This window comes from Candidatus Kinetoplastibacterium crithidii (assembly GCA_027557655.1).
Taxonomy (GTDB): Bacteria; Pseudomonadota; Gammaproteobacteria; order Burkholderiales; family Burkholderiaceae_B; genus Kinetoplastidibacterium; species Kinetoplastidibacterium crithidii_C.
Genome location: CP064915.1, coordinates 287,660 through 314,199, shown reverse-complemented (window position 1 = coordinate 314,199; position 26,540 = coordinate 287,660). Strand labels below are relative to the sequence as shown.

Sequence of the window (26,540 nt, the reverse complement as noted above, 5' to 3'; positions counted from 1 at the left end):
ATATATAAACAAATCTATAAAGCAAGTAATAATTCTATTAATTCCTCGTTTTATAGATTTGTTTTAAATTTTAAGATTTATATAGCATGTAATATCCAATGAATATTGCTACATGGAATGTTAATTCTCTTAAGGTCAGATTAAATCAAGTTCTTGATTTCATCGTAGAAAATAATATAGATGTATTATGTCTACAAGAAACAAAAATTGTAGATGATAATTTTCCTCATGAAGAGTTTGGCAGATTAGGTTATCAATCATATTGCTATGGTCAAAAAACTTATAATGGAGTTGCAATAATAAGTAAGCATAAAGCAATTGAGATTTCTTATGGCATTAAAAATTACATGGATGCACAAAAAAGAGTAATATCTATATCTTTAAATGTGAATAATTCTAATTTAAGAGTAATTTGTATCTATTGCCCTAATGGGCAATCGTTAGAAAGTGATAAGTTTCAATATAAAATGGAATGGTTGTTCCATTTAAACACATTTATCTATAATGAATTGTCAAATCATAAAAATCTAATATTATTAGGTGATTATAATATTGCACCTGATGATGATGCTGTATATGACAAAAAAATTTGGCAAAATACAATCCTGGTCTCTGAAGATGAACGAAAAGCATTTAATAATTTGATTAATCTTGGACTAAATGATTTATTCAATAAATTCTATCATCCACCAAAATCATTTACATGGTGGGACTATAGAAATTATAGTTTTATCAAAAATAATGGTTTAAGAATTGATCATATATTAGCATCTAATGCTGTTGAATCAATCTGTGAATCATTCAAGATACACGTAGAAATGAGAAAAAAAGAAAGACCATCAGACCATGCTCCTGTATCAATAGGTCTGAAAATCACATAAAAAATTATCAAATATTGGGGCGGTAGCTCAGTAGGAAGAGCGTCGCGTTCGCAATGCGAAGGCCGGGAGTTCGATTCTCCCTCGCTCCACCACCAAATAATATTATTGAAATGCAGTTTCCATAAATGTTCTTAATTTCCTTGAATGAAGTCTTTCAGATGGCATACCACGTAGAATTTCCAATGTTTTAATGCCAATTTCTAAATGCTTATTAACTTGAGTTCTATAAAAAGCAGTAGCCATACCAGGTAATTTTAATTCTCCGTGCAATGGTTTATCAGAAACACATAATAAAGTACCATAAGGCACACGAAATCTAAAACCATTAGCTGCTATTGTGCCAGATTCCATATCTAAAGCAATTGCCCGAGATTGAGAAAAACGTTTCACTAGTTCTACTTGACTATGTAATTCCCAATTACGGTTATCTATAGTCACAACAGTACCAGTTCTCATAATTCGTTTTAATTCCCATCCTTCAAGACCAGATATTTCTTCAACAGCACGCTCCAAAGCAACTTGAACTTCAGCTAATGCAGGCACAGGAACCCAAGTTGGTAAATCTATATCAAGAACATGATCATCTCTTACATAACCATGTGCTAAAACGTAATCACCTAAACGTTGAGAATCTCTTAAACCAGCACAATGGCCTAACATTAACCAAACATGAGGTCTTAAAACAGCAATATGATCAGTTATTGTCTTTGCATTTGATGGTCCAACACCTATATTAACTAAAGTAATACCTGAATGATTAGGCCTGACTAAATGATAAGCAGGCATTTGAGGAATTTTAAATCCATCACTTCTAGAATTATTACAATTATCCTTAGTTAAGATATTATTACCTGGTTCAACCAAGGCTGTATAACCACCGTTCTCTTGAGAAATTAATTTCTTTGCCATATTACAAAATTCATCAACATAAAACTGATAATTTGTAAATAAAACATAGTTTTGGAAAAATTCTGGTGCTGTTGCAGTATAATGTTGAAGTCTTTGTAGAGAATAGTCTATACGTTCTGCAGTAAAAGGAGCTAATGGTTTTGGTTCCTTATCTTTTGCTTTCCACGTTCCATTAACTATAGAATCATCTGTAACAGATAAATCAGGCACATCAAAAATATCTCTTAATAAGGTATTAGCAATATCATTTTCTTGAAATTTTATATTAGTATCTATAAAAGCAAAATGTATTGGTATAGAAGAATTAGATTCACCAATCCAAACAGGAATATTGTGATTCCTCATAAGCTGACTAATTTGTTCAATCAAATAAGATTTGAAGAGTTTAGGTCTAGTAATAGTCGTTTGATAAAATCCAGGTTCTGCAACATGACCATAAGAAATTCTTGAATCTATAGCATCGTGAGTAGAAACAGCAATTCTTATAGCTGGATAGAACGCCCTAAATCTATGATTAGCAACCTGATCTTTATAATTCATTTCTTCCATGAAAGATGAACGCAAAAAATTTGTATTCCTTTCATATATCTCTATTAGATAATCAACAGCCTTTTCAGCATTTTCAAAAGAAACAAAAGATAACGGCTCTGGCGTCTTTATCTTTTGTCTGTCCATTCTTGAAATAAAAGTAGAATCCATGCATCTCACCTCAAATTTTAATTTGTTATTAATTACAGACAGCCATAAAAAATAAAGGCCATACTAATAAATATTTAACTTTAACAACTATACCTTACAGCATACAAAAATCAAATTATCTTTAAAAAGGAAAATTTATTTTATTCATTGAAAACTATAATAATTATATAATAAATTATAAATTTAATTTTAATACGATTTTTCAAAGAAAATAATATGAATTATGGTAATTTATTTATAATAATAGCTCCTAGTGGAGTTGGCAAATCTAGTTTAATAAAAGCATTAACTAATTTACATAAAGATATATCTGTATCTATATCATATACAACTAGAAAGCCTCGTCCAACCGAAAGAAATGGTTTTGACTATCATTTTATAGAAACAAATGAATTTAAGAAAATGCATGATGATCAAGTTTTTTTAGAATCAGCTAATGTACATGGCAATTTCTATGGAACATCCAAAAATTTTATAAATAATCAACTTAGTAAAGGAAAAGATATAATAGTAGAGATAGACTGGCAAGGAGCAAAACAAATAAAATTACAATATCCAGAAGCAACTACTATATTTATATTACCACCTTCTATTGAAGAAATGAAAAAAAGACTAATAAAAAGAGCACAAGATGATTTAAGCACTATTACCAGAAGAATAGATGCCGCAACTACAGAAATTAAATATGCAAAAACATGCGAATATATTATTGTAAACAGTGATTTTGATAAAGCACTAAATGATTTAATTAATATTATTAATGCAACAAAATTAAAATTTGAAGTACAAGCCAGCAGAAATATAGAGCTTTTTACTAAATTAGGAGTTACAACTGAATAGATAAATGATAGGATTAAGTCATTTATAACTTTTATGATATTGAGAATAAAATGGCTCGTATAACAGTGGAAGATTGTTTAAAAAATATTAATAACCGATTTGACCTAACTTTAGCAGCAGCATATAGAGCAAGAGAATTATCTCAAGGCCATATGCCTAAAGTTGAATCAAATGATAAACCTACAGTTTTGGCTTTACGTGAAATCAGCAAAGGATTGTCCGGAATAGAAATGCTTCTTAAAGTACCTGGTTAAATTGTGGTGATAACTTTTAATAAAATTCTAATTTAAAAACATAGACCATATTAAATTGATTTTAAAATTATTTAAAAATTAAAGTAAAATCTAATGCTAATAATAGTAAGTCGTAAAATTTAAACTTGGGTAAAATTATTATAAATAGTATTTTATAGAAAAAATAAACTGAAATAAACTTGAAAAACAAATAGATATAGTTATGACAATCCTGTTAAATCTATAAACTTGGCTATATATTTAAGAATAGATAGATGGTATATATAAGCAAACAATTATGAGAGATTAGAACTAAATATATTTTTTCTAGCAAATTTAAGAAATATCAAACTTAATATATAGATAAAAAGGTGTCATAAAAACAAAATGAATTTTATAGAAAAAATTGAAAATTCATGGAAACAAAGTAATTCTTTACTGCAAATAGGATTAGATCCTAATCCTAAGAATTTTCCTTATGAATTAAAAGATAAAAAAAATTCTATTTTGGAATTCTGTATTGAAATAGTAAAGGCAACTGCTCAATATGCATGCAGTTTTAAACCTCAAATAGCATATTTTTCTGCATTACGTGCAGAAGAACAATTAGAGGAATTATGTTCATATATAAAAGATAAATATCCATTACTACCAATTATATTAGATGCCAAAAGAGGAGACATAGGAGCTACAGCCGAACAATATGCAATTGAAGCTTTTGAAAGATATAATGCAGATGCAGTTACAATTAATCCATTTTTAGGATTAGACTCTATATTACCATATATGGAATGGAAAGATCGTGGCATAATAATATTATGTAAAACATCAAATCCTAGTGGATCAGATCTCCAATTTTTGGAATTAAAGAATGGTATGATGCTATATGAATATATAGCTGAAATAGTATCAAAAAAATGGAATACAAATGATCAATTTGGTTTAGTTGTTGGAGCTACATATCCAAGAGAGTTATCTATAGTTCGTAAAATAGTAGGAGAAAGAATGCCAATACTAATACCTGGAATAGGATTTCAGGGGGGTGATATTGAAAATACTGTTTTATCTGGCATAAATAAAATAAATAAAGGTATTATGATAAATTCATCTAGATCGATATTATACTCATCTAAGCATGATAATTGGAGAGAAGCAGCAACAGAATCAGCAAAATCATTAAATAATCTGATAAATAGTTTTTTAAATCATGAACATTCAACTATATAATTCTATTAATTAATAAAACTACAAATATAGTATAAATAGCAGCCATCAAATCGTCCAACATAACACCAAATCCACTCTTAAATACTCTATCTATATACTTAATAGGCGGTGGTTTTAGTATATCAAAAAACCTAAATATGATAAATGATAATAACTCTATAAGAAAAGAGCCCTTTAAAACCCATAAAATAAATATAAAAGAAAGCATCTCATCAAAAACCACTCCAATATGGTCATTTGTATTTAATTCAATCTCCATAGATTGGCAAATCCAACAACCATAAAAAAATCCAATAATTAGTAGACAGATCATAGTCAAATTATCAAAATATCTTAAAAAACTAAACCATAGCAACCAAGCCATTAATGTTCCCCAAGTACCTGAACCTGGTCTTATTAATCCACTGCCAAAACCAAAAGCGAAAAATCTACTATGACTTTTACAGATCCAAGAAAAACTTGGAAAACTAGTATTATAAAGATCTTGCATTAATTATATCTCTTATAAAATATATTATTTTTTAAAAATGATTAAAACCATTGATATCATATGACATAGAGCTATCAGGAAAAAGAATTTTTATAGATTTTTCACTAACTATCTTACCTACCATATGTAACACAACACCGGTTTTATCAGATATGTCCCTAATAGCATTATGATTGCTTTTTGGTGCTGTAAAACATAATTCATATACATCTCCACCATTTAAAATAGCTCTTTTAATGTCTTCTTGTGATACTCTTCCTTCTAAATATTTATCAAATGGAATTTCATCATAATATATATTAGCCCCTAAATTACTAGACCTAGTAATATGACCTAAATCTTGTAGAAACCCATCTGAAATATCAATAGCAGAATTAGCTACTCCCAATAGACAACGACCTAGATGTATTCTTGGATTAGGCCAATCTAAAGCATTTATAGTTCTTCTTAATAAAGATTTATTGCCTATAATTTGTTTTGTAATAATACGATATGCAATATCAGCACTTCCTAAATTTCCAGAAACCCAAATTTCATCATCTAACTTAGCTCCATTTCTACGAATAGCTTGTGATACTGGCACTGTCCCAAAAACCGTTATACTTATTGATATTCCACAAGAACTTTTTACAGTATCTCCACCCAACAAAGGACATGAAAGCTCATTAGATAATTTAAAAAAACCTTTTGAAAACTTTGATAACCATTGATGATCTAATGTTGGAATTGCAATCCCAAGCAAACATCCAATAGGCTGAGCTCCCATTGCAGCTAAATCTGATAAATTAACTGCCAAAGACTTATGTCCCAATGAAACAGGATTAACATGGGAAAAAAAATGCTTTCCTTCTATTAATAAATCCTTACTAATAGCAACTTCATTTCCACGAGGAACTCTAAATAAAGCACAATCATCACCAATTCCTAAAATATTTTTTTGTACTATGGATTTGGAGAAATATTTTCTAATAATGTCGAACTCTGACATATTCACTATAAGAATATAATAAATTATAAAGATTAAAGATAATTAATTAGTACGAACACTATTAGCCATTTTATCTAAAACACCATTGATAAATTTAAAACCATCAGTTCCACCAAAAGATTTAGCCAATTCTACCGATTCATTAATTATGACTCTATAAGGAATTTCCATATGTTCAATTAATTCAAAAGTTCCTATTAGCAAAATAGCATGTTCAATCGGAGAAATAGATCTTAGTGGTCTATCTAAATATGGTGTAAAATTATTTCTTAGATTTTCACAATTTTTTAAAACACCTGAAATTAGCATTTTACACCAATCTTTATCTACCTCTCTAAAATTATTTATCTCAAAAAAATTATAAAGAACATCATTAAAAATATCTTCTTGATTAGATCCTGTAATTATCCATGAATAAATATATTGCAAAGCGAATTCTCTTGCTTTTCTTCTTGCTGTTATTTTATTATTTCTCATATATATGTCATGTAATATATTTTACTAAGATAAACAGATATTAATTATTCAAGATTTAAGCATTTGAATCAAATTAGCCATTTCCACAGCTGCATCAGCACAATCACGTCCTTTTTCAGCCGCCCTAACATTTGCTTGTTCGTAACTATCTACTGTTAAAACACCGTTTGCTATTGGAATACCAGATTGTAGCGATAGTGTCGAGATTGCAGAAGCCATCTCATTACTGACTATATCAAAATGAAAAGTTTCACCTCTAATCACAGCCCCAAGAGCTATTAAAGCATCAATTTCCCGATTTTCAATAAGATGTAACATAGTTACACCTATTTCTAAAGCTCCAGGAACTGTCATCAGAATAATATCTGACTCAGAAACACCTAAAGATAATAACTCCTCTAAACAATAATCTAATTCTATCTGTCCTATCTCATCATTAAACCTTGATACAACTATACCAATACTCAGACCTTTGCCATCTAGATTTTGATTAATACTATTAATATTCATAATAATTTTCTTATAAAAATACAACTCTATATAAAATCATACCCCGAAATTGAAAGACCAAAATCAAACTTATTAGGGGAATTTTTCTCTTTTAGTAATATAATATTACCAATACCTATATTACAAAGTATCTGTGAAATAACTCCATGCGTAGCTAAATTATAATTACAGTTATCTAAGAATGGCTGGAGTTTATTAAATTCATTAATGTTTCTGAAAACATCATCAGAAGAAACATGACAGTTTATTAATAACAAAACTCCAGAAGGAGATTTCACAATTCTCTCTAAAGCCTTATTAATTGTCAATAGACCCAAATTATCATCTGTTCTAATTATATCTAAAATAGAAGAAGGTGTTTGTATGCTAACTAAAGTTTCTTTAGAAAAATCAATATTGCCATGTACTAAAGCAATATGAGTTGAGGAGTTTATAACATCCTGATAACAAAGAGCCTTAAAATCACCATAAACGGTATTTATCATAAAACTACTATACATCTTAATCAGAGTTTCTTTCTTACTTCTATATTTTATTAAACTAGCTATAGTTCCTATTTTTAAATTAAATTCTTTAGAAAACTCTAATAGATCTGGTAATCGAGCCATTGAACCATCTTTATTTATTATTTCACAAATGACTGCAGCAGGAGTAAGGCCAGCCATTCTTGTTAAGTCACATCCTGCTTCAGTATGACCTGCCCTAGCTAAAACTCCACCTTTAACAGCTCTAACTGGAAATATATGACCAGGTTGAACTAAGTCTTCTGGAACGACATCCTTATCAGTAGCTACTTTTATAGTATGCGCCCTATCAAAAGCAGAAATACCAGTTCCTATACCGCTTGCTGCCTCTATTGATTGTGTGAAATTAGTACCATAACGAGAACTATTATTTTCTGTCATCATGCTTAAACCTAGCTTTTGACAATGATCTTCTGTCAAAGTTAGACATACTAACCCACGAGCATGTGTTATCATAAAATTGATGTTCTCAGAAGAGATAAAATCAGCAGCTACTAATAAATCACCCTCATTCTCTCTATCTTCTTCATCAATCAAGATAATCATACGACCAGATTTCAGTTCATTAACAATATCATCAACAGATGATATGACACCATATTTTTGTATATTTGCAATGGAGGAATTAGACATATAATAGATTATTAATAATAGTGTTAATTTTTAAATTCAAATAAAAAATATTTTTTATTTATCTAACATAGCCTCTACAAAATCTTCAGCTACAAAAGATAACATATCATCCTTCTTTTCTCCTATACCTATCCAATAAACAGGAATTTTGCGAATATTATTTTTACCATAAGCGACAGAAACTAGGATGCCACCTTTAGCCGTCCCATCTAACTTAGCGATAAATAAACCAGATATACCTACATAATTATCAAAAGATGATATTTGTGCAATATTACTCTGACCTGAGTTAGCATCTATAACTAATATGGTTTCATAAGGCTCACCATTATTTGCTTTAGATATAACTTTTTTTACTTTTGTTAATTCATTCATCAAATTTATATTTGAAGGCAATCTTCCGGCAGAATCTATAATAATAACATCAACATTTTGAGCTTTACCAAAATTAATACCATCAAAAACTACAGAAGAAGGATCCCGTACCCCTGCTTTAGAGTATACCATTATATTATTATTATCTCCCAATTTCTGCAATTGATCCACAGCAGCAGCACGAAATGTATCTGCTGCCACTAATAATACTGTCAAGTTTAAAGACTTGAAATAGGAAGCTATTTTAGCAATTGATGTAGTCTTTCCTACTCCATTAGCTCCTACTATTAGAAAAATACTAGGTTTATAATTAATATGAATTTTACTTTCTAAAACTTTTAAACGATCGGTTAATATTGTATATAATTCATTTTCTACTTCTTTAATTTCAAATGTATTTCTTTTTAAAAATTTCGATTTTAATAAATTTATTATATCGCTAGATGCTTCAAATCCTACATCTGACATTATTAAAATAGACTCTAACTCTTCAAAAATAGTTTCATCTATTGTTGATCTTCTAAAAAATCTGGTTAGATTGTTACTTGTATTAGATAAACTTTTCCTAAGTAATTTAAAAATAGAATATTTATTATCATCATTATGTTTTTCAGAATTAATATTTTCTTGATGCTGTTCATTTATAGAATATTCTTTTGATATTTTTTCTTCTGATTCTAATGTACTATTATTAGAATTAATCTTTTTACTAAATTTACTTTTAAAAAAATCAAACATGACTAATAACTCTGTTTATATTATTTCTGGGATATATAAAAACACCAAGATTACATTTCCTAAAATTAATGGATTACGTCCAACTCCGAATAGAGTTAAAGAAACATTATTTAATTGGTTAAATAACAAATGGAACAATAATTTTACAAATAAAACCATACTTGATTTATTTGCTGGCAGTGGATCATTAGGATTTGAAGCCGCTTCCAGAGGTGCTAGTTTCATACAAATGGTAGAGTATAATAAACAAGCTACAAAATCAATTCAACTTATATGTAAAAAAATATCACTTGACCAAGTAAAAATATTTTCAGGAAAAGCTATAGATTTTCTTCAACAAAAACAAACAAAACAATTTGATCTAATTTTATTAGATCCTCCATTTCAAAATAATGAACTTGAAAAAATATGGCCTTATTTACCAAGAGTACTAAATAATAATAGTATAGTTTATATCGAATCAAATTCAATTATAAAAATACCAAACTATCTAAATTTAATACGCACCAAAAAAGCTGGACAAGTTTACTTCAATCTTTATGAATATAAGATCTAATCTATTTTAAAATTCAGAATCTCATTAATACTATTAAATAATTTTAAATTATATTTATCTCTCAAATATCTAATAAATGCCATAGATTCAGATGTACCGTAACTCTCAAAAAATATTTTTCTAAAATCTTTATTTACATCATCGTAATTATTACATTCATCAATTTTTTCTAATTTAATGATGTAAAGACCAGAATCTAGGGGAATAAAATCATATGAGGGCAACTTAAAATGAGCCATTTTCATAATAAAATCAGAAACTTCTACTGGAATATCAATATTTCCTTTATTACGCATAAATTCTATTGGTTTAGAAAATTTATTTGATAAATTTTTAGAAGAATTAGCATCGTTTAAAGAAACTATAAGTTCTTTAGCATTTTTTATTGCTAAATCTCTACTTTTATCAGATATAACAATTTTCTTTATAGAATCTCTAACCAAATCATATGATGGAATATAAGCGTCATGTGAAGAATTGATTCTAACAATAACAAATTTTGTAGAGGAAAGCTGGACAATATTATAATTACGTTCATTGTATAGAAAATCATTAAATAGCATATTTAATATTTTTCTATCTTTGAAGTAATAATTTTTATTATCATAAGAATTAATTACACTACCATCTCTTGTTAATCCATACAAACTTTCAATATTTAAAGATAATTCCGTAGAAATATCATTTAAATCTTTATTATCATAATAAATAGAATCTCTAATTTTTGATATTAAATCCAAAAAATTTAAATTTTTCTTTTGTTTAAAAATAACATCTTTTATTTGATCTTTAGTGTAATTAGTATTATTAGCTATTTTTATAAGTTTAACGATATAAAAACCATTATTAGTTTCTATTATGTTAGATATTTTGCCTTCCTCTAGATTAAACACAATCTCAGAAAACTCAGATCCATAATCATCTAACAAATGATCTTTAGTATAAAAATTATTTATCTGACTATTATCTACTTTGCTAATAGCAAAAGACTTGAATTTATTTGGATCTTTAATTACAATTTCCAATATATTTGAAGCTTTATCTATATCTAATAATCCACCATCTTTCTTTTCTATATAAATATAATCGAAAGAACGCATTTCATTATTAGGCAAAATGTTTTTATTGTAGAAATTATTAATATCATCATCTGTTATATTAATATCAAAAGAAATATTATCTTGATCTAAAATCATATAATCAAGATCTATATTAAAAGGAATTTCTAACAATTCATTATTATTCTTATACCATGTTGAGGTCTCTTCTTCTTGAACTGATATATTATCTTCAAATTCTTTATATCTATAATAGATGAAACGTGCAGTTCTTCTTTGTAAAGAAGATTTGATAAAATAGTCTAATGATTTTTCAGGAAATATAGGAGATATACTAATAAAATTTATTAATTTTCGTCCTGATAAATATATTCTTTGATCTTCTTCAAATTTTCTTGGTGTAATTCCTGCACTACGCAAAGCACTTAGATAGTTAGACTTAGAAAAATTATTGTAACCATTGCCCCAATCTAAAGAAGATATATATTTATAAAGAACATCATCAGATACAGATATTTTTAGATCAAGTGCTGTTTGATTTAAAATATTTGAATTTATTAGTTCTTCTAAAAAATATTTTCTCATTTTAGGTGTATCTACTAAAGATATATCTATCTCATACTTCGTATCTGAAATGGTTTTCCTTATAAAACTAGAATAAGTTTTTTCAAAATCAAAAAGTGTTATATTAGAATTACCTATAGAAACTATTTTTTTATCTTTATGGGACTTGTTTCCCATCATTATCCCAGAAAAAAAAATAGCTGGTGTAATGAAAATTATTGCTATTAAAACTATCCACCGAGATTTTTTTCTAAGAAATTCAAACATAATATGCAGCAATAAAAAATAATTATTATAATAATAGTAGTATAAAAAGATAATCAAAAAATACTATAATTCGAGTACTGTTATAGATTCAACATGTCCTGTATGAGTAAACATATTTATAATTCCTGAACATTTTAAGACATAACCACACTCATATACTAATACATTAACATCTCTAGATAAAGTAGAAGGATTACAAGAAACATATACAATTCTTCTTGGCAATTTTTTTTTACAAGCAGACAACGATTTAACTATAGAAAATGCTCCCTCACGAGGAGGATCTAGTATTAAAATATCGAAAGCTTCGATATTAGAAAACCAATTAATTCCTATTTTAAATAGATTTAAAACCTTAAAACTTATAATTTTATCTAATTTATAAAACATTGATATATTTGAAGCTCTCGCAATCAAATCATTATTTATATCTATACCTATAACTTTCTTAGCCTTTGTAGCTAATGGCAAAGTAAAGTTTCCTAAACCACAAAACAAATCTAATATTACATCTGATGCCTTAATATCTAACAATGACAAAACTCTCGATACCATTATCCTGTTCACTGAATGATTTATTTGCGTAAAATCATTCACATTAAAATGCATTAGAAATCCAAATTCAGGTAGTGAGTAATATAATTCTCTATAGTTATTACTTATCTGATAGACTTCTTGATTCCTAGCTCTTTGAATCCAACATTTGGTATTATGTTTTTCCTCAAATTTCAATAAAATAATTTTATCACTATAACTTAATTGATCAAAAGTACAAATCAAAAAATGAATTACTAAATTATCTCCTATAGACACTTCTATATTAGATATGTTTTTCGAAATTGAAAGTTGAGAAACAACCTCTTTCAACGGCAAAATTAATTTGCTAATATCTTTATGCAAAATTGGACAATAATTAATGTCAGTAACAAATATACTATGACGCGCGCGAAAACCAAGTAAAACAAATGATTTTTTTGCTCCTAATTTGACAGAAAATTTAGCCCGACATCTATATTGATGATCTAATCCATAGACAGCCTGTAGAATAAAACTCGGATTTGTTTTTCCTAAATGAAATAAATTATCTTCTAATATACGTTGTTTAATAGATACCTGTGACCTCGTATCTATATGTTGCATAATACAACCACCACATGTACCAAAATACTCACAAAAAGGTTTTCTTCTAAAATTTGACTGCATTAATATCTGTTTTAATATTGCTAAATCATATTTTTTTGTTTTTTTAACGATATCAACTAATACTTTTTCTCCAGGCAAAACACCATCAACAAATATAACTTTGTTATTATAGCGAGATATACCTCTAGCATTTAAATCAACAGAATTAATCTCTAAAACATCACTCACTCAATATATCCTTCCAAGAAGCAATAAATCTAACCCAATGGTCATCTTCAAGATTTGAAATATATTTTTTTATAAAGGAAACTTCTTTTTGATAAGAATCAATATTTAAAGAACCTTCAAATAAACAAAATCTACAATACAACAACCAGGTATTTACAACGTCTGTTTCACAATATGATCTAATAGATTTTATATCGCCATTACACCAAGCCTCCCATACCATACTGCCATCCATTCCTATCTTGCCAGGGAAATCACATAATTTTGCTAATTCATCCATAGGGACACTAGCACGTGCATTATACTTTGACAATACATCCATCAAATCTATATGTCTATTATGATAACGATTTATATAATTATTGAATTTAAATTCTCTACTGTACTCACCTAAATCCCAATATTTACCAGAAACAACTTTATTAATTAAACTGCGATAATGGATAACAGGCAAATCAAATCCAGAACCATTCCAAGTAACTAATCTAGGTATATAACGGTCTATAATTTTAAAAAATAATAACAGCATTGATTGTTCTGAATCATCTTCTTGGCCTAATGTTTTTATGCTTATTACATCATTATTTCTAAATAGGCAACTAATCGAAACTATTCGATGTAAATGTAGTGGTAGAAAATCATGACCATTTTTTTTTATACGCTCTTGCTTTACTATCTCAAGCAATTGAAAATCAGAAAGACTATTATCAAAACTATTAAGTTTTCTTAAACCATCTATATCAGGTATGGTTTCAATGTCAAATACTAATATTGATTTCATCTTACAGGAAGAACTTTTAATGGATCTATTGGAACACCATTCTTTCTAATTTCAAAATGTAATTTACAACAATCTGAATCACTTTTCCCCATTTCAGCAATATTCATATTCTTAGAAACTATATCACCAGTAACTACCAAAAGTTTACTATTATGAGCATAAGCTGTTATAAATCCATCATTATGACTTATAATTAATAAGTTGCCAAAACCACGAACTCCGTTCCCACTATATACAACTTTCCCATCAGAAACTGCTACAACAGAATCTCCAATATTGCCAGAAATATCTATGCCTCTATTATAAGAATCAAATTTAGTTATAATATCTCCATTACAAGGCCAAATCCAAGAACCATTATCCACAGTTTTTTTTATTTCTTTTGTACTAAATTTATGTATCTTTTTAGTAGATTTTACAGACTTACCAATAGTTAAATTCGATAATCTTCTCTGTGTATTATCATGAACAGAAGATGGTATATATAGCGTATCACCAATTTTAATAATATCATTACTAATTTTATTAATTTCCTTGATAGTACCAATGTCAACATTGTACTGTTTAGCTATTTTGAATAAACTATCGCCTGATTGAACTATATAGAAATTAAATAAGCGCAAATCATCATTAACGACTGAGATATCTGTGATTCTAGCCATATTGTGACTACAACTATTGCAGCCATATAGACAAAAAGACAAAACTATGACGAATAGAAACAAAAAATCATAAATTTTTTGTTTCAATTTACTAAAAAGTAAAACAAAAATAATCATATGCTAAAAATAATATTTGAAAAACATAAAAAATATTATATAAATTCATAACAATTAAAATTTAAATAACTATTTTTGAAACCCATTCTTCTAGAAATGAAATATCATTATTAAGATTTGATAATAATGTAACTGATATATAATTTTTAGAAATTGCACAAAAATCAGTTCCTTCAATATCATCAACAGATGGCCCTAATTGACCTATCCAGTAAACTGGTTCTCCATAAGGATTATAACTTTTCATCATATTTTTAGAAGGCAGCCTTTTACCTAATTTTGTTATCAAAATTCCTTTTATAGAATTTAAACTAACATCAGGTATATTTATATTTAATAAAAAAAGATCTTTTATTCTATAATCAATATAGCTTTTGGTAAAAATACTAGCTATTTTAACTGCACTATCAATATGTTTCCAACCTTTACCCACTAAAGAAAAAGCTATAGCAGGAATACCAAGGACAAAGGCCTCTCTTGCAGCAGCAACAGTTCCTGAATATAGAACGTCATTACCCATGTTTGCTCCATTATTTATTCCAGATATAACTAAATCTGGTTTTTTATCTAGCAAGCCTGTTAAAGATAAATGAACACAATCTGTTGGAGTACCATTCACTATCATGAAATCATCACAATTTACATGAACATTCAATGGTCTATTAAGAGTTAGTGAATTGGATACACCACTACAATTAGATTCAGGTACGACAACTTGCAAATCCACTATGTTTTGCAAAGAGTAAGCTAACTTTTTTAAACCTTTAGCATGATAACCATCATCATTAGATAGAAGAATACGCATTAAAAACCTATATATAAATTAATTAATAATTATAATATTAAAACTATACCACATAGTTATGGAGGCGTATTATGTATACAGAGATACTAAATAAAAACTATTTGTCATTAATATTAATTTCATATTTGATTGGATCAATTCCTTCTGCCATTTTAATCAGTAAGATTATGCATCTAGAAGATCCGAGAACATTTGGATCAAAAAACCCCGGTGCTACTAATATGCTAAGAACTGGAAATAAATCAGCAGCTATATTAACTCTTATTGGAGACATATCAAAAGGATATATAGGTTTGAAAATAGTACAATTATGCTATAACCCACCAATAGAAATAATATGTCTTAGTGCAATTGCTATATTATTAGGACACATATATCCTATATTTACAAAATTTACAGGTGGTAAAGGTGTGGCTACATTCTTTGGAATTTTAATAAATATAGAACCTATACTAGCTTTTATCTCTTTTATAACATGGTTAACAATAGCAAAAATTTATAAATATTCATCTCTTTCTTCAATTATAGTTAGCTTACTAACACCAATATATTATTTAATATTTGATAAAATATTATGGGAAACAAAAAAACCTTTTTTTATATTATTATTAATAATATGTATTACCTTATTATATAGACACAAAAACAATATCATCAGACTACTAGAAAACAAAGAAAATAAGATGTAAATAATATATATCATATGTATATATTATTTACATCTTTTAAATTCCATCTTGGTTTCACTGAAAAATTATATTTAAGATTGTCAATATTAATTAAGTTATATTTGATTCTTAAATATGCAGCAAAAGAAATCATAGCAGCATTATCAGTAGACAACTCTAATGGTGGGAAATAAACTTCACAAGATAAAGACTTTAATGACTCTAACATACTAGTACGTAATAAATTATTAGCACTTACACCACCGGCAACTACTACTGTTTTAATACCTGTTCTCTTTACAGCTAAATAACTCTTATGAGTCAATATATCTATTATTGATTTTTGAATAGATGCCGCAATATTTGCTTGAGCTTTATTATCAAATATTTCTTTCGACTGTAGTTCTTTTATTTTAATCATCGCTGCTGTTTTTAGACCACTAAAACTAAAATCTAGACTAGCACTATTAAACATAGGTTTTGGAATTTGAAAAGCATCAGAGTCACCATTAACAGCTAATTTTGCAATTTCAGCTCCATTACAATATTCTAAGCCCATTAACCTAGCAGTTTTATCAAAAGCTTCACCAGCTGCATCATCCAAAGTCTCCCCTATAATATTATAATCACCAATTTTATTAACTACCATTAATTGAGTATGCCCACCTGAAACCAATAAAGAAATAAATGGAAAATCTAACTTTTCATTAGAAATCAATGGGGACAGTAAATGACCTTCTAAATGATGTACTGGAATAGCAGGTATATTCATAGACCAGGCTGCAGTTTGTGCAAAACTAGATCCAATTAAAAGTGAGCCACTCAATCCAGGACCAAGAGTATAGGCAATAGCATCTATATCATAAAAAGATAAACCACTTTTTTCAAAAGCTTTTTTCGTCAAAAGAGAAATTTTATTTATATGATCTCTAGATGCTAATTCTGGAACTATCCCTCCATAATCTTTATGGGTGGTAGATTGGTTATTCACTAAATTTACAATAACACCTCGATCACTACAGAATATTGATACTCCAGTATCATCACAAGAACTTTCGAATCCTAGAACAATCATTAAAAATCTCTAATAATGTAATATTATTTATAATATAAAATAAACTTAATGGTAAAATAAAAATGTTTCTATCGAAAACAATATATTGAATTAATACTAAAAAATCTCTATAAATTTACGAGGTAAAAATGAATTTACTAAATCTAGATCAAGAATCATTTAATGAAACCATTAAAAAAAATGGTATTATTGTAGTTGATTTTTGGGCCCCCTGGTGTGGCCCTTGTCGTAATTTTGCTCCTATTTTTGAAGAAACTTCAAAAAAATATAAAGATATTTTATTTGTCAAAATAAATATAGATAATGAATCTAAGTTAGCATCATCGTTAAATATCAGATCTATACCAACAATTTTAATATACAAAGATCAAGAAATTGTATATTCAAAACCAGGATCTTTATCAGCAAAACAACTAGAAGAAATAATTAATACAGCAAAACAGTAAACTATTGAGACGATATTACTAATTTATAACCATATAACACTACCTTTAGTAATATCGTTCACTATATTAGTAACTAAATTAGTATTATTAGATGGTATTTTTATTTTAATAACGACAAATTTACCGTAAAACTCCTCTGATAACAACTCAACATAATCTATTTGTCTTAGTCTATTATTCAACAAAGCAAAATATCTAATTTCAAGTTTACATTTTAAAGATGAGTAATTGAGAATATCTACTAGTATCCCTGTACTTACACATTCAGAAGCACAAAAACGATAAGCTCTAACTAACCCACCACTTCCTAATTTTACTCCACCATACCAACGTGATACAAGGATAGCTATTCTATCTAAGTTGTTCATTTCTATAACATCAAAAATAGATTTTCCTGCTGTTCCACTCGGCTCTTTATCATCATTTAAACGAGCTATACTACCAACTCTAAATGCCCAACAATTATGAGTTGCTGTTCTAGAAAAATGTTGTTCAAAAAAAAACTCAGCTTCTTTACAGCTATCAACGTACGAGGCCTTAGTTAAAAAACGACTTTTTTTAATAAAACATTCATATATACAATTTCCAACCAAAGATTTCATACATTTAAGCTTCTAAATAATTGCAATAAAAATAATAAATAACAATATTTTAGGAAATGTTAGTAGTACGTAAACTCTTAAAGAATTTACTTAAAATATGGCTGCAATTTGACACTATATCACCATTAAATTGTAAAACATTAGTGTGATGATTTATTTTTCTAAAAGAAGGTAAATTAATAACGCTACCACAAACTCCTGTTTTATAATCTTTTGCTCCAAAGATCACTCTTGTTATTCTAGCACTAAAAATAGCACCCAAACACATAAGACAAGGCTCTAAAGTTACATATATACTCATTCCAGGAAATCTATAATTATTTATATTTTTTGCAACAGAACGAATGGCCACTATTTCAGCATGAGCTGTAGGATCGTTATCGATGATAGTCCTATTATATCCATAACCAATAGGATTTCTAAAACCATCAACTATAACAGCACCTACTGGAACCTCTCCAATTTTATAAGCATTTTCAGCCTCTTTTAATGCTAATTCCAACATCATATGGTCATGTTCCATGATACTCAGCCCAACAATTAGGAGTTTCATAAATACGTATTTTTTTTAAAATTAAACTTTTATCATAAACTTTTTTATAAATAGGAAATAAAATGTTATAAGCAATTAATGATAAATTTTCTACTGTTGGAACTCTATCTAAAACTACGGTTTTATGATTAGGTAATGTACTTAAAAAATTTAAGACCAATAGATCTTGATCATATACTAAAAACGCATGATCCCAATTTGAAACAATATATTCCATAGCAATGGATTTTACATCAGCAAAATCCATAACCATACCATAATCACATTCACTATCAACTTTAGACAAAAAACCTTCCAGAGTAATTTCTAATACATACCTATGACCATGTATATTTTTACATTGACCTTTATGATTAGGAATTCTATGACCTGCGTCAAACTCTAACTTCCTAGTAATTGAAATCATGGAATACCTATATATTTGTGAGTTTGGAGACTAAGACGCCATTTTGGATGTGCAATACAATATTCAATAGATAGTCTAGTATTATCTTTTAAGTTTTTATCATATAAAGGCTGCAAGAAAAAATGTTCGAAATCCATATGTAGAAAATTTTCCATATCCATATTTAACTGTGGGTAAACAACTTTGATTTCATTACCAGATTTTAAAATTATATCTCTTGAGACTTTAGGACTTACACAAATCCAATCTATGCCATCAGGAGGAATAATAGTACCATTTGTTTCAATAGCAATAAAAAAACCAGAATTATGTAATGCATTAATTAATTTCATATCAACTTGAAGTAATGGTTCACCACCAGTTAAAACAACATAACGATCTTTATAATTCTCACTACCCCATTCTTTTGAAATGCTTTGCACTAATAAATCAACATCCTTAAATTTACCTCCATTAACACCATTAGTTCCAATAAAATCAGTATCACAAAATTTACATTCTGACGATAATCTATCTTTTTCCAAACCATTCCATAAATTACATCCTGCAAATCTGCAAAAAACTGCAGTCCTTCCAGAATGAAAACCCTCACCTTGTAATGTTTTGAATATTTCTTTTACAGAATAAGACATAATAATAATAATAATAATAATAATAATAATAATATAAAAATAATAAGACCACTAATATAGTACAAAATATTTTATAAATCATTTAATATATCGAAATATACTATACTTTTTTAAGATTAGCTCATGAACTCAATAAATACTAAAGATACTATACATGATAAATTAATAACTTTATTGAAAAGTCGTCAAACAGAAAAATCAAGTACTTTAAAACTTGTGTTTACAGCAATCAAAGAAAAAAACAGAAGGAAAGACACAAGTCAATAATATTGATATACTTTATACAATTGAAAAACGAATCAATAAAAGGTTAGAATCAATTCTAGAATCCACAAAAGTAAACAAAGAACTTAGAGTCTCATACAAGAAAAAAATGAAATTTTAATTCTCGACGAATTGTTACTAAATCAAACCTCCGATGAAGAGATAAATCAAGCAATCAATAATGCCGTTTCATTTGTTAATGCAAAAGGGATCAATAACAAAGTTTTTATTGAAAAATAACAAAAATTGTAAAAAAACATTGATTGGTATGGTTAATATGTCTGCAATTGTCAAAGATATCCAAAAAATTTTAGTAATAAATGAAAATATAAATTTAATGAATAGCAAAATATGAATATAGAAGGCCAAAATAATATACTAATTACAATGAAAGATTTTCTAAGAAGAGTACTAGAATTACGGAGGTATCTTTGAATATGATAAAAAAATAGAGAAATTAAAAATTATTGAAGCAGAATTAGAAAATCCTGATCTATGGAATGATCATCATTATGCACAAAAAATTAGCAAAGAAAAAAAAATATTAGAAGAAACAGTATTTGAACTAACTAAAATATATGATGATATTAAAGACTCTATAGAAATATTCTATTTAGCACAAAAAGATAATGATAATCAATTAATAAAAGACTTAGAATCCAATGTTATTTTATTCAAAGAAACAATAGAATCATTAGAATTCAAAAGAATGTTCATAAATAAGACTGATTCTCTCAATTGTTTTTTAGATATTCAATCTGGTGCTGGTGGTACAGAAGCTCAGGACTGGGCTTCTATGTTAATGAGACAATACATCAGGTATTCGGAAAAAAAGGGATTTAAAATTGAAATTATAGAAGAATCATTAGGTGAAATTACAGGAATAAAATCTGCTACATTAAAAATAATTGGTAGCTATGCATATGGCTATCTAAGAACTGAGACAGGAATACATCGACTTGTACGAAAAAGCCCTTTTGATTCTTCCAATGGTAGACACACATCTTTTGCTAGCATATTTGTTTACCCAGAAATAGATGATTCATTTGAAATAGAAATAAACCAGTCTGATTTAAGAATAGATACATATAGAGCTAGTGGTGCTGGTGGACAACACATAAATAAAACTGATTCTGCCGTTCGAATAACGCATAACCCTACAGGAATAGTAGTGCAATGTCAAAATGATAGATCCCAACATCGAAATAAAGCCGAAGCTTTACAAATATTAAAATCCAAACTATACGACTTAGAAATAAGAAATCGTCTACATGAAAAAAAATTATTAGAAGATTCGAAAACCGATGTTGCCTGGGGGCATCAAATAAGGTCATATGTATTAGATCAAAGTAGAATTAAAGATAACAGAACAAATGTTGAAGTATCTAATACACAAAAAGTTTTAGATGGTGATTTAGATATATTTATTCAATCAAGCCTTAAACAGGGAATATAAAGAGATACATTATAAATAATTAAAGATAGCGGAATATTACATTAATTAATCAATAATTTATATATAACAAACAATACTATGAATGAGCATACGAACAATAATTCTGAAGATATAGAGCACAATAAGCTAATAGATGAAAGACGTTCTAAATTAGAAAAAAATAGGTTAGCAGGTTTTAACTATCCGAATAATCTTATACCAAGCAATAAAAATATAGAATTAATAAATGCATATAAAAATTTAAGCAAAGAAAAACTTCAAGAATCTAATATTAAAGTACAGATTGCTGGACGCATAATGCTCAAAAGAATTATGGGAGCAGCCAGTTTTGCAAGTCTACAAGATAGCACTGCTAGAATACAATTATACTTAGATAAGAAAAAAATCGGTAACGATATATATCAAGAGTTTAAACAATTTGACATAGGTGACATAGTATATGTCGAAGGAATAATGTTTAAAACAAATAAAGATGAATTATCTGTGAATGTTTCTTCCATAAAAATAATCTCTAAAGCTATACGACCTATGCCTGATAAATTTCATGGCATAGCTAATCAAAATATAAAATATAGACAAAGATATCTTGATTTAATAATATCAGAAGACACTCGCAAAACCTTTAAAATACGTAGTGATGTCATCAATTATATTAGACAACATATGCATAAATGTAGCTTCATGGAAGTAGAAACTCCGATGCTACATATAATACCAGGTGGGGCTGCGGCTAAACCTTTTGTTACACACCATAATTCTCTTAATATGGATATGTATCTTAGAATAGCCCCAGAGCTATACTTAAAAAGACTAGTAATTGGTGGTTTTGAAAGAGTTTTCGAACTAAATCGTAATTTTAGGAATGAAGGTGTAAGCCCTAGACATAATCCAGAATTCACCATGATGGAATTCTATGCTGCTTATACTGATTATAATTGGCTAATGAATTTTACTGAAGATTTGATAAAAAGCACAGTTGTCTTAATACATAAAGAATCTAAAATAGAATACCAAGGTAAACAATTAGATTTTTCTAAAGAATTTGAAAAAATCAGCATATGTCAAGCTATATGTAAGTATAATCCTCAATATAATTATAATTCTCTAAATAATAAAGATTATTTATATAATGAAATAATAAAATTAAATAATAAAACCAATATAGAAGATCTACAAACAATATCATTAGGATATTTACAATTATATTTATTTGAAGAAACTACGGAAGCCAAAATCTGGGAACCTACATATATAATTGATTATCCGACTGAAACATCACCTCTTGCCAAACAGTCAAACTCACGTCCTCATATTGCAGAAAGATTTGAATTATTCATAGCAGGACGTGAAATAGCAAATGGATTTTCAGAATTAAATGATCCAGAAGAACAATTACAAAGATTTCTTGATCAGGTTAACAAGAAAAATATAAATATAGAAGAAGAGTCACTATTTTTAGATCTTGATTATGTTAAATCACTAGAGTATGGTATGCCTCCAACTGGAGGATGTGGAATAGGAATAGATAGATTGCTAATGTTATTGACTAATAAAAATAACATTAGAGATGTAATATTATTCCCTCACATGAGGCCAGAATAAAACCAAAAGACTAGCACATAAATAGAATAAAAAAGTGCTAGTTTTTTTAATATCATTCTTTAGCATGATTAATACTATATTTCGGTATCTCTATTACCAGATCATCTTTCATAATTATAGCTTGACAAGACAAACGAGAAAAAGATGTTAACCCCCAAGCCTTATCTAGCATATCTTCCTCTATTTCATCTATGTCATTCAAAGAAGAAAACCCTTCTTTGATAATAATATGACAAGTAGTACAAGCACAAACAAGACCGCAAGCATGTTCGATATCTATATCATTAGATAATAATATTTCACAAATAGAAGAACCTTCTGGCACATTCTCTATAATTTTACCATTTGGACAAATATCTGGATGAGGAAGTATTGTAATTTTAGGCATAATAAGTATTATATTAAATATCTATAATATTCTTTTTAAATAAAGACTTCTTTATGTGGTAATTCATTCTTAAAATAGCAAAATTTTCAGTTTTAGTAGATAAATTATTTATAACTGATTCTAACAAATTAATATTTGAGTCATGTATATATTGCTTAGCCTCAATTAATAAATTCTTTATGTTTGATAGTTCAACATCACTAATAACAAATGGATCTTGGTTCACAGCATCCTCAATCGTTGCAATTAGTTTTTGCAGTTCCAGTTGTTTTTCTAATAAAAAACGATTGGAACCATTATCATTAGATAGATTTTTTTTCTGAATCATTAACCTTATCTCTTCAGTAGTTAAACCATTATATGGTTTAACTACCACTCTAGATTCTATATTTTTAGTAGTTTCTTTTGCAGAAACTTGTAATAACCCATCTGCATCAATCTGAAATACAACCTCAATACGAGGAATACCCGACAACATTGGCGGAATATCATTCAATTCAAAATAAGCCAGAGAACGACACTCTGTAACTAAATCACCTTCACCTTGCAAAACATGAATACTCATAGACCTTTGATTATTTTTCATAGTAGTAAATTCTTGTTTTGCTAATATAGGGATCTTACTATTTCGTGGTATAATTTTTTCAAAAAGACCTCCCATAGTTTCAATTCCTAGAGATAAAGGAGTTACATCAAGTAATAACCAATTATTCTCATAGTTATTTACTAATCTATCTGCTTGCAAAGCAGCCCCTAAAGAAACTACTTTATCTGGATCAATATTGATTAATGGCTCTTTATCAAAAATATTAATAACTAATTCTCTGATAATTGGCATACGCGTAGCTCCACCAACCATTACTATATTAAGAATATCTTCTTTAATATCTAATTTTGAATCTTTTACAGCCTGGTATACACATATTTTAATTTTATTTAATAAAGACTCTGACATTTTTTTAAAAAGAAAATGATCAATAGAACCACAAATTACATGTCCATTTTCGAGAACTATATTAAATTCACAATTTTCATTATTTGTCAGAAATTCTCTAATGGATTTAGATTTAATAAGAATATTTCTTTTGTCTTTAAAAGAAATATTCTTATTAAGAGTTAAACCAGTAATATAATTAGCTATTATCTCATCAAAATCATTACCACCTAGAGTAGTATCACCAAATGTTGATAAAACATCAAAAATACTATCATGCAATTTTAAAATAGAAATATCAAAGGTTCCCCCTCCTAAATCAAAAACTACATGTATGCCATCAGCAGAATTCTCTAAACCATAAGCAATAGCTGCTGCAGTAGGCTCATTTAATAAACGCAAAACATTTAGACCAGCTAAATTTGCTGCATCCCTAGTGGCCTGCCGTTGTCTTTCATCAAAGTAAGCAGGAACCGTAATAACAGCATCACTAATTTTCTCATGTAGTCTATTTTCTGCTAATTTTTTTAAGTAAGAAAGGAGGTCCGCAGAAATCTCTACAGGAGTAATATTACAACTTTTAGTATGTATTTTTAATATATTATTTTCACTAACAAAATTATAGTTAGGAAAATTCTCATTTATTTCTTCAATTGATCTTCCCATAAATCTTTTAAATGAAGAAATTGTACTTACATCATCTAGTAATTTAAGAGCATCTTGTCCCACAACACATTCTTTACTACTATAATTGACGATAGATGGGATTAAAGAATAACCGTTATAATCACAAATAATTTCTGGCTCTAAATTATCGTTTACAAAAGAAACCAATGAATTCGTTGTACCTAAATCAATACCTATAGATAAATTTCTTTTCAAGATCTTATCATCTTGACTTTCCGGTTCTAAAATTTGTAATAATGTCATTATAAATACTTAAAAAAATTAAAATACTACAATTACTTATAATCCAAAGCTTCTTGCATGATTTTATCAAGAAACATCAATTCTTTAATAACAATACTAGCTTTAAGATAATCCGAAGATTCATCTAAAAAAAATGATAATAATTCAAAACGAACATTTTTTTTATTTTGTAACTCTTTGATAAAAATATCCAAAACTTTAATATCTTTTTGTTCAATAATATACGCAAGACGATCTCTCAATTCCATCTGTTCTAAAAGAAAATTGGAATCATTAAAAGAATTAGTATTATTAAAAACTATGTCATTAATCTCACAGATATAGCGAGCTCTTTTTATCGGATCTCGCAAAGTATAATATGCTTCATTAATAAACGACATTAGCTTGACAGACGCAGACTGCTCCATCCTAGTAAACCCTACGTGTCTATCAGGATGAGCTAAATTTGACAGTTCTCTCCATGTCTTATCTAGATAACTCTCATCTATGCTAAAAGCAACATTAAGATTAAATAAACTAAAATAATTTTTCTGATAATCTATCATTATTATTCATTTATATTGTAAAAGATTCTCCACAACCACACCTAGCCTTCTCATTAGGATTAAGGAATTTAAAACCTTCTTTAAATCCTTCTTTTACATAATCTATCTCAGTTCCGTCTAAATATATAAGATGATCTTTTTTGATAAATATTTTAACTCCAAAACTCTCAAAAACAAGATCTTCCAAACTACTTTCATCAACATACTCAAGTTTATAAGATAAACCAGAACAACCAGTTGTTTTAACTTTAATTCTAAGACCTATACCAGATTTTCTTTGAGATAACAAATCAGAAACTCTCAATGCTGCATGCTTAGTAAGCGAAATAGACAT

Annotated in this window: 30 protein-coding genes, 1 tRNA gene and 1 pseudogene; 11 read left to right on the top strand and 21 right to left on the bottom strand. The window is 27.9% G+C overall.

The annotated features are described in order from the left end of the window. The first annotated feature begins 98 nt into the window (after nt 1–98). Entirely contained in the window at nt 99–881 is a 783-nt protein-coding gene (gene xth, locus I1N47_01495; protein ID WBF65804.1) for an exodeoxyribonuclease III, read from the top strand. 16 nt (nt 882–897) lie between these two features. Further along, nucleotides 898–973 (top strand) — tRNA-Ala (locus tag I1N47_01490). 10 nt (nt 974–983) lie between these two features. Here the strand turns inward: I1N47_01490 and I1N47_01485 are convergent. Next, nucleotides 984–2,489 carry an AMP nucleosidase gene (locus I1N47_01485; protein ID WBF65803.1) on the bottom strand — a complete coding sequence of 502 codons (1,506 nt, stop codon included), beginning with the start codon at nt 2,487–2,489 and terminating at the stop codon, nt 984–986. Nucleotides 2,490–2,705: 216 nt separating this feature from the next. On the opposite strand from I1N47_01485, the gene gmk reads away from it, so the two are divergent. From gmk to pyrF, 3 genes are all read left to right on the top strand, one after another. Beyond that, nucleotides 2,706–3,329, top strand: coding sequence for a guanylate kinase (gene gmk, locus I1N47_01480; protein WBF65802.1), 624 nt, complete (start codon nt 2,706–2,708; stop codon nt 3,327–3,329). Nucleotides 3,330–3,379: 50 nt separating this feature from the next. Next, nucleotides 3,380–3,583 (top strand): DNA-directed RNA polymerase subunit omega, encoded by a 204-nt coding sequence (locus tag I1N47_01475; protein WBF65801.1) that lies wholly within the window; start codon nt 3,380–3,382, stop codon nt 3,581–3,583. 366 nt (nt 3,584–3,949) lie between these two features. Beyond that, nucleotides 3,950–4,789, top strand: coding sequence for an orotidine-5'-phosphate decarboxylase (gene pyrF / locus I1N47_01470; protein ID WBF65800.1), 840 nt, complete (start codon nt 3,950–3,952; stop codon nt 4,787–4,789). Here the strand turns inward: pyrF and I1N47_01465 are convergent. From I1N47_01465 to ftsY, 6 genes are read right to left on the bottom strand one after another with little or no spacing between them, the layout of a single operon-like run. Then, entirely contained in the window at nt 4,782–5,279 is a 498-nt protein-coding gene (locus tag I1N47_01465) for a phosphatidylglycerophosphatase A (protein ID WBF65799.1), read from the bottom strand. The two genes, pyrF and I1N47_01465, sit on opposite strands and share 8 nt — an antisense overlap. A gap of 31 nt (nt 5,280–5,310) precedes the next feature. Next, nucleotides 5,311–6,267, bottom strand: a complete 957-nt coding sequence (gene thiL, locus I1N47_01460; GenBank protein WBF65798.1) for a thiamine-phosphate kinase — start codon at nt 6,265–6,267, stop codon at nt 5,311–5,313. A gap of 42 nt (nt 6,268–6,309) precedes the next feature. Then, entirely contained in the window at nt 6,310–6,744 is a 435-nt protein-coding gene (gene nusB / locus I1N47_01455) for a transcription antitermination factor NusB (GenBank protein ID WBF65797.1), read from the bottom strand. Nucleotides 6,745–6,792: 48 nt separating this feature from the next. Beyond that, entirely contained in the window at nt 6,793–7,254 is a 462-nt protein-coding gene (locus tag I1N47_01450) for a 6,7-dimethyl-8-ribityllumazine synthase (GenBank protein WBF65796.1), read from the bottom strand. A gap of 26 nt (nt 7,255–7,280) precedes the next feature. Then, nucleotides 7,281–8,411, bottom strand: coding sequence for a 3,4-dihydroxy-2-butanone-4-phosphate synthase (gene ribB, locus I1N47_01445; protein WBF65795.1), 1,131 nt, complete (start codon nt 8,409–8,411; stop codon nt 7,281–7,283). A gap of 54 nt (nt 8,412–8,465) precedes the next feature. Continuing rightward, nucleotides 8,466–9,524: a signal recognition particle-docking protein FtsY gene (ftsY, locus tag I1N47_01440; GenBank protein WBF65794.1), complete on the bottom strand. Its 1,059-nt coding sequence runs from the start codon at nt 9,522–9,524 to the stop codon at nt 8,466–8,468. Here ftsY and rsmD point away from each other — a divergent pair. Continuing rightward, nucleotides 9,523–10,080 carry a 16S rRNA (guanine(966)-N(2))-methyltransferase RsmD gene (rsmD, locus tag I1N47_01435; protein ID WBF65793.1) on the top strand — a complete coding sequence of 186 codons (558 nt, stop codon included), beginning with the start codon at nt 9,523–9,525 and terminating at the stop codon, nt 10,078–10,080. The two genes, ftsY and rsmD, sit on opposite strands and share 2 nt — an antisense overlap. Here rsmD and I1N47_01430 read toward each other — a convergent pair. From I1N47_01430 to surE, 5 genes are all read right to left on the bottom strand, one after another. Further along, nucleotides 10,077–11,969, bottom strand: coding sequence for a SurA N-terminal domain-containing protein (locus I1N47_01430; protein WBF65792.1), 1,893 nt, complete (start codon nt 11,967–11,969; stop codon nt 10,077–10,079). The genes rsmD and I1N47_01430 overlap by 4 nt on opposite strands. Nucleotides 11,970–12,032: 63 nt before the next feature. Further along, nucleotides 12,033–13,340: a 23S rRNA (uracil(1939)-C(5))-methyltransferase RlmD gene (gene rlmD / locus I1N47_01425; GenBank protein ID WBF65791.1), complete on the bottom strand. Its 1,308-nt coding sequence runs from the start codon at nt 13,338–13,340 to the stop codon at nt 12,033–12,035. Next, on the bottom strand, nt 13,333–14,121 hold the full coding sequence (locus I1N47_01420) for a 3'-5' exonuclease (GenBank protein WBF65790.1): 789 nt from the start codon (nt 14,119–14,121) through the stop codon (nt 13,333–13,335). The genes rlmD and I1N47_01420 overlap by 8 nt, the downstream gene beginning before the upstream one ends. Continuing rightward, on the bottom strand, nt 14,118–14,900 hold the full coding sequence (locus I1N47_01415; protein WBF65789.1) for a peptidoglycan DD-metalloendopeptidase family protein: 783 nt from the start codon (nt 14,898–14,900) through the stop codon (nt 14,118–14,120). Before I1N47_01415 ends, I1N47_01420 begins: the two co-directional genes overlap by 4 nt. A gap of 61 nt (nt 14,901–14,961) precedes the next feature. Further along, nucleotides 14,962–15,705: a 5'/3'-nucleotidase SurE gene (gene surE, locus I1N47_01410; GenBank protein WBF65788.1), complete on the bottom strand. Its 744-nt coding sequence runs from the start codon at nt 15,703–15,705 to the stop codon at nt 14,962–14,964. 71 nt (nt 15,706–15,776) lie between these two features. Here surE and plsY point away from each other — a divergent pair, with 71 nt between their 5' ends. Continuing rightward, nucleotides 15,777–16,394, top strand: coding sequence for a glycerol-3-phosphate 1-O-acyltransferase PlsY (gene plsY, locus I1N47_01405; GenBank protein WBF65787.1), 618 nt, complete (start codon nt 15,777–15,779; stop codon nt 16,392–16,394). Between the two features lie 10 nt (nt 16,395–16,404). Here the strand turns inward: plsY and tsaD are convergent, their stop codons facing one another. Further along, the gene (gene tsaD, locus I1N47_01400; GenBank protein ID WBF65786.1) at nt 16,405–17,448 is read right to left on the bottom strand and encodes a tRNA (adenosine(37)-N6)-threonylcarbamoyltransferase complex transferase subunit TsaD; all 1,044 of its coding nucleotides are present in this window, start codon (nt 17,446–17,448) and stop codon (nt 16,405–16,407) included. 128 nt (nt 17,449–17,576) lie between these two features. Between tsaD and trxA the strand changes: the two genes are divergently transcribed. Continuing rightward, the gene (gene trxA, locus I1N47_01395; GenBank protein ID WBF65785.1) at nt 17,577–17,894 is read left to right on the top strand and encodes a thioredoxin; all 318 of its coding nucleotides are present in this window, start codon (nt 17,577–17,579) and stop codon (nt 17,892–17,894) included. 23 nt (nt 17,895–17,917) lie between these two features. Here trxA and I1N47_01390 read toward each other — a convergent pair whose 3' ends face one another. Genes I1N47_01390 through queE form a run of 4 tightly spaced genes read right to left on the bottom strand, consistent with a single transcriptional unit; the run spans nt 17,918 to nt 20,087 of the window. Further along, nucleotides 17,918–18,496, bottom strand: a complete 579-nt coding sequence (locus I1N47_01390) for a YigZ family protein (GenBank protein WBF65784.1) — start codon at nt 18,494–18,496, stop codon at nt 17,918–17,920. Between the two features lie 49 nt (nt 18,497–18,545). Then, on the bottom strand, nt 18,546–19,019 hold the full coding sequence (locus I1N47_01385; protein ID WBF65783.1) for a nucleoside deaminase: 474 nt from the start codon (nt 19,017–19,019) through the stop codon (nt 18,546–18,548). Continuing rightward, the gene (gene queD, locus I1N47_01380) at nt 19,009–19,455 is read right to left on the bottom strand and encodes a 6-carboxytetrahydropterin synthase QueD (GenBank protein WBF65782.1); all 447 of its coding nucleotides are present in this window, start codon (nt 19,453–19,455) and stop codon (nt 19,009–19,011) included. Before queD ends, I1N47_01385 begins: the two co-directional genes overlap by 11 nt. Continuing rightward, nucleotides 19,452–20,087 (bottom strand): 7-carboxy-7-deazaguanine synthase, encoded by a 636-nt coding sequence (queE, locus tag I1N47_01375; GenBank protein ID WBF65781.1) that lies wholly within the window; start codon nt 20,085–20,087, stop codon nt 19,452–19,454. The genes queD and queE overlap by 4 nt, the downstream gene beginning before the upstream one ends. Before the next feature lie 123 nt (nt 20,088–20,210). Between queE and I1N47_01370 the strand changes: the two are divergent. The 3 genes and pseudogenes from I1N47_01370 (at nt 20,211) to lysS (ending at nt 23,409) form a co-directional block, all read left to right on the top strand. After that, nucleotides 20,211–20,706 (top strand): annotated as a pseudogene (locus I1N47_01370) (GatB/YqeY domain-containing protein). After that, a protein-coding gene (gene prfB / locus I1N47_01365; GenBank protein WBF65780.1) for a peptide chain release factor 2 occupies nt 20,703–21,807 on the top strand; the annotation gives its coding sequence in 2 pieces (ribosomal slippage) (nt 20,703–20,783 and nt 20,785–21,807; 1,104 coding nt in all). Before I1N47_01370 ends, prfB begins: the two are co-directional and overlap by 4 nt. A gap of 78 nt (nt 21,808–21,885) precedes the next feature. Then, complete coding sequence (gene lysS, locus I1N47_01360) at nt 21,886–23,409, top strand: lysine--tRNA ligase (protein ID WBF65779.1); 1,524 nt, start codon at nt 21,886–21,888, stop codon at nt 23,407–23,409. A gap of 52 nt (nt 23,410–23,461) precedes the next feature. On the opposite strand, the gene fdx is transcribed toward lysS, so the two are convergent. Genes fdx through I1N47_01340 form a run of 4 tightly spaced genes read right to left on the bottom strand, consistent with a single transcriptional unit; the run spans nt 23,462 to nt 26,540 of the window. Next, complete coding sequence (fdx, locus tag I1N47_01355; protein WBF65778.1) at nt 23,462–23,797, bottom strand: ISC system 2Fe-2S type ferredoxin; 336 nt, start codon at nt 23,795–23,797, stop codon at nt 23,462–23,464. A gap of 13 nt (nt 23,798–23,810) precedes the next feature. After that, a complete protein-coding gene (gene hscA, locus I1N47_01350; protein WBF65777.1) occupies nt 23,811–25,661 on the bottom strand; it encodes a Fe-S protein assembly chaperone HscA in 1,851 nt (616 codons plus the stop codon). A 32-nt stretch (nt 25,662–25,693) separates the two neighbouring features. After that, on the bottom strand, nt 25,694–26,206 hold the full coding sequence (gene hscB, locus I1N47_01345) for a Fe-S protein assembly co-chaperone HscB (protein ID WBF65776.1): 513 nt from the start codon (nt 26,204–26,206) through the stop codon (nt 25,694–25,696). Between the two features lie 10 nt (nt 26,207–26,216). Further along, nucleotides 26,217–26,540: an iron-sulfur cluster assembly accessory protein gene (locus I1N47_01340; protein WBF65775.1), complete on the bottom strand. Its 324-nt coding sequence runs from the start codon at nt 26,538–26,540 to the stop codon at nt 26,217–26,219.

Coding starts and splice junctions, on each gene's coding strand:
- I1N47_01340 (WBF65775.1), bottom strand. CDS start 26,540: ATGTCTATTTCGCTTACTAAGCATGCAGCATTGAGAGTTTCTGATTTG.
- trxA (WBF65785.1), top strand. CDS start 17,577: ATGAATTTACTAAATCTAGATCAAGAATCATTTAATGAAACCATTAAA.
- queE (WBF65781.1), bottom strand. CDS start 20,087: ATGTCTTATTCTGTAAAAGAAATATTCAAAACATTACAAGGTGAGGGT.
- ribB (WBF65795.1), bottom strand. CDS start 8,411: ATGTCTAATTCCTCCATTGCAAATATACAAAAATATGGTGTCATATCA.
- I1N47_01420 (WBF65790.1), bottom strand. CDS start 14,121: ATGAAATCAATATTAGTATTTGACATTGAAACCATACCTGATATAGAT.
- I1N47_01485 (WBF65803.1), bottom strand. CDS start 2,489: ATGGATTCTACTTTTATTTCAAGAATGGACAGACAAAAGATAAAGACG.
- lysS (WBF65779.1), top strand. CDS start 21,886: ATGAATGAGCATACGAACAATAATTCTGAAGATATAGAGCACAATAAG.
- I1N47_01450 (WBF65796.1), bottom strand. CDS start 7,254: ATGAATATTAATAGTATTAATCAAAATCTAGATGGCAAAGGTCTGAGT.
- plsY (WBF65787.1), top strand. CDS start 15,777: ATGTATACAGAGATACTAAATAAAAACTATTTGTCATTAATATTAATT.
- hscA (WBF65777.1), bottom strand. CDS start 25,661: ATGACATTATTACAAATTTTAGAACCGGAAAGTCAAGATGATAAGATC.
- rsmD (WBF65793.1), top strand. CDS start 9,523: ATGACTAATAACTCTGTTTATATTATTTCTGGGATATATAAAAACACC.
- I1N47_01430 (WBF65792.1), bottom strand. CDS start 11,969: ATGTTTGAATTTCTTAGAAAAAAATCTCGGTGGATAGTTTTAATAGCA.
- ftsY (WBF65794.1), bottom strand. CDS start 9,524: ATGTTTGATTTTTTTAAAAGTAAATTTAGTAAAAAGATTAATTCTAAT.
- xth (WBF65804.1), top strand. CDS start 99: ATGAATATTGCTACATGGAATGTTAATTCTCTTAAGGTCAGATTAAAT.
- I1N47_01475 (WBF65801.1), top strand. CDS start 3,380: ATGGCTCGTATAACAGTGGAAGATTGTTTAAAAAATATTAATAACCGA.
- I1N47_01390 (WBF65784.1), bottom strand. CDS start 18,496: ATGAAATCTTTGGTTGGAAATTGTATATATGAATGTTTTATTAAAAAA.
- I1N47_01385 (WBF65783.1), bottom strand. CDS start 19,019: ATGGAACATGACCATATGATGTTGGAATTAGCATTAAAAGAGGCTGAA.
- I1N47_01465 (WBF65799.1), bottom strand. CDS start 5,279: ATGCAAGATCTTTATAATACTAGTTTTCCAAGTTTTTCTTGGATCTGT.
- fdx (WBF65778.1), bottom strand. CDS start 23,797: ATGCCTAAAATTACAATACTTCCTCATCCAGATATTTGTCCAAATGGT.
- I1N47_01415 (WBF65789.1), bottom strand. CDS start 14,900: ATGATTATTTTTGTTTTACTTTTTAGTAAATTGAAACAAAAAATTTAT.
- nusB (WBF65797.1), bottom strand. CDS start 6,744: ATGAGAAATAATAAAATAACAGCAAGAAGAAAAGCAAGAGAATTCGCT.
- pyrF (WBF65800.1), top strand. CDS start 3,950: ATGAATTTTATAGAAAAAATTGAAAATTCATGGAAACAAAGTAATTCT.
- hscB (WBF65776.1), bottom strand. CDS start 26,206: ATGATAGATTATCAGAAAAATTATTTTAGTTTATTTAATCTTAATGTT.
- queD (WBF65782.1), bottom strand. CDS start 19,455: ATGATTTCAATTACTAGGAAGTTAGAGTTTGACGCAGGTCATAGAATT.
- surE (WBF65788.1), bottom strand. CDS start 15,705: ATGCGTATTCTTCTATCTAATGATGATGGTTATCATGCTAAAGGTTTA.
- gmk (WBF65802.1), top strand. CDS start 2,706: ATGAATTATGGTAATTTATTTATAATAATAGCTCCTAGTGGAGTTGGC.
- thiL (WBF65798.1), bottom strand. CDS start 6,267: ATGTCAGAGTTCGACATTATTAGAAAATATTTCTCCAAATCCATAGTA.
- tsaD (WBF65786.1), bottom strand. CDS start 17,448: ATGATTGTTCTAGGATTCGAAAGTTCTTGTGATGATACTGGAGTATCA.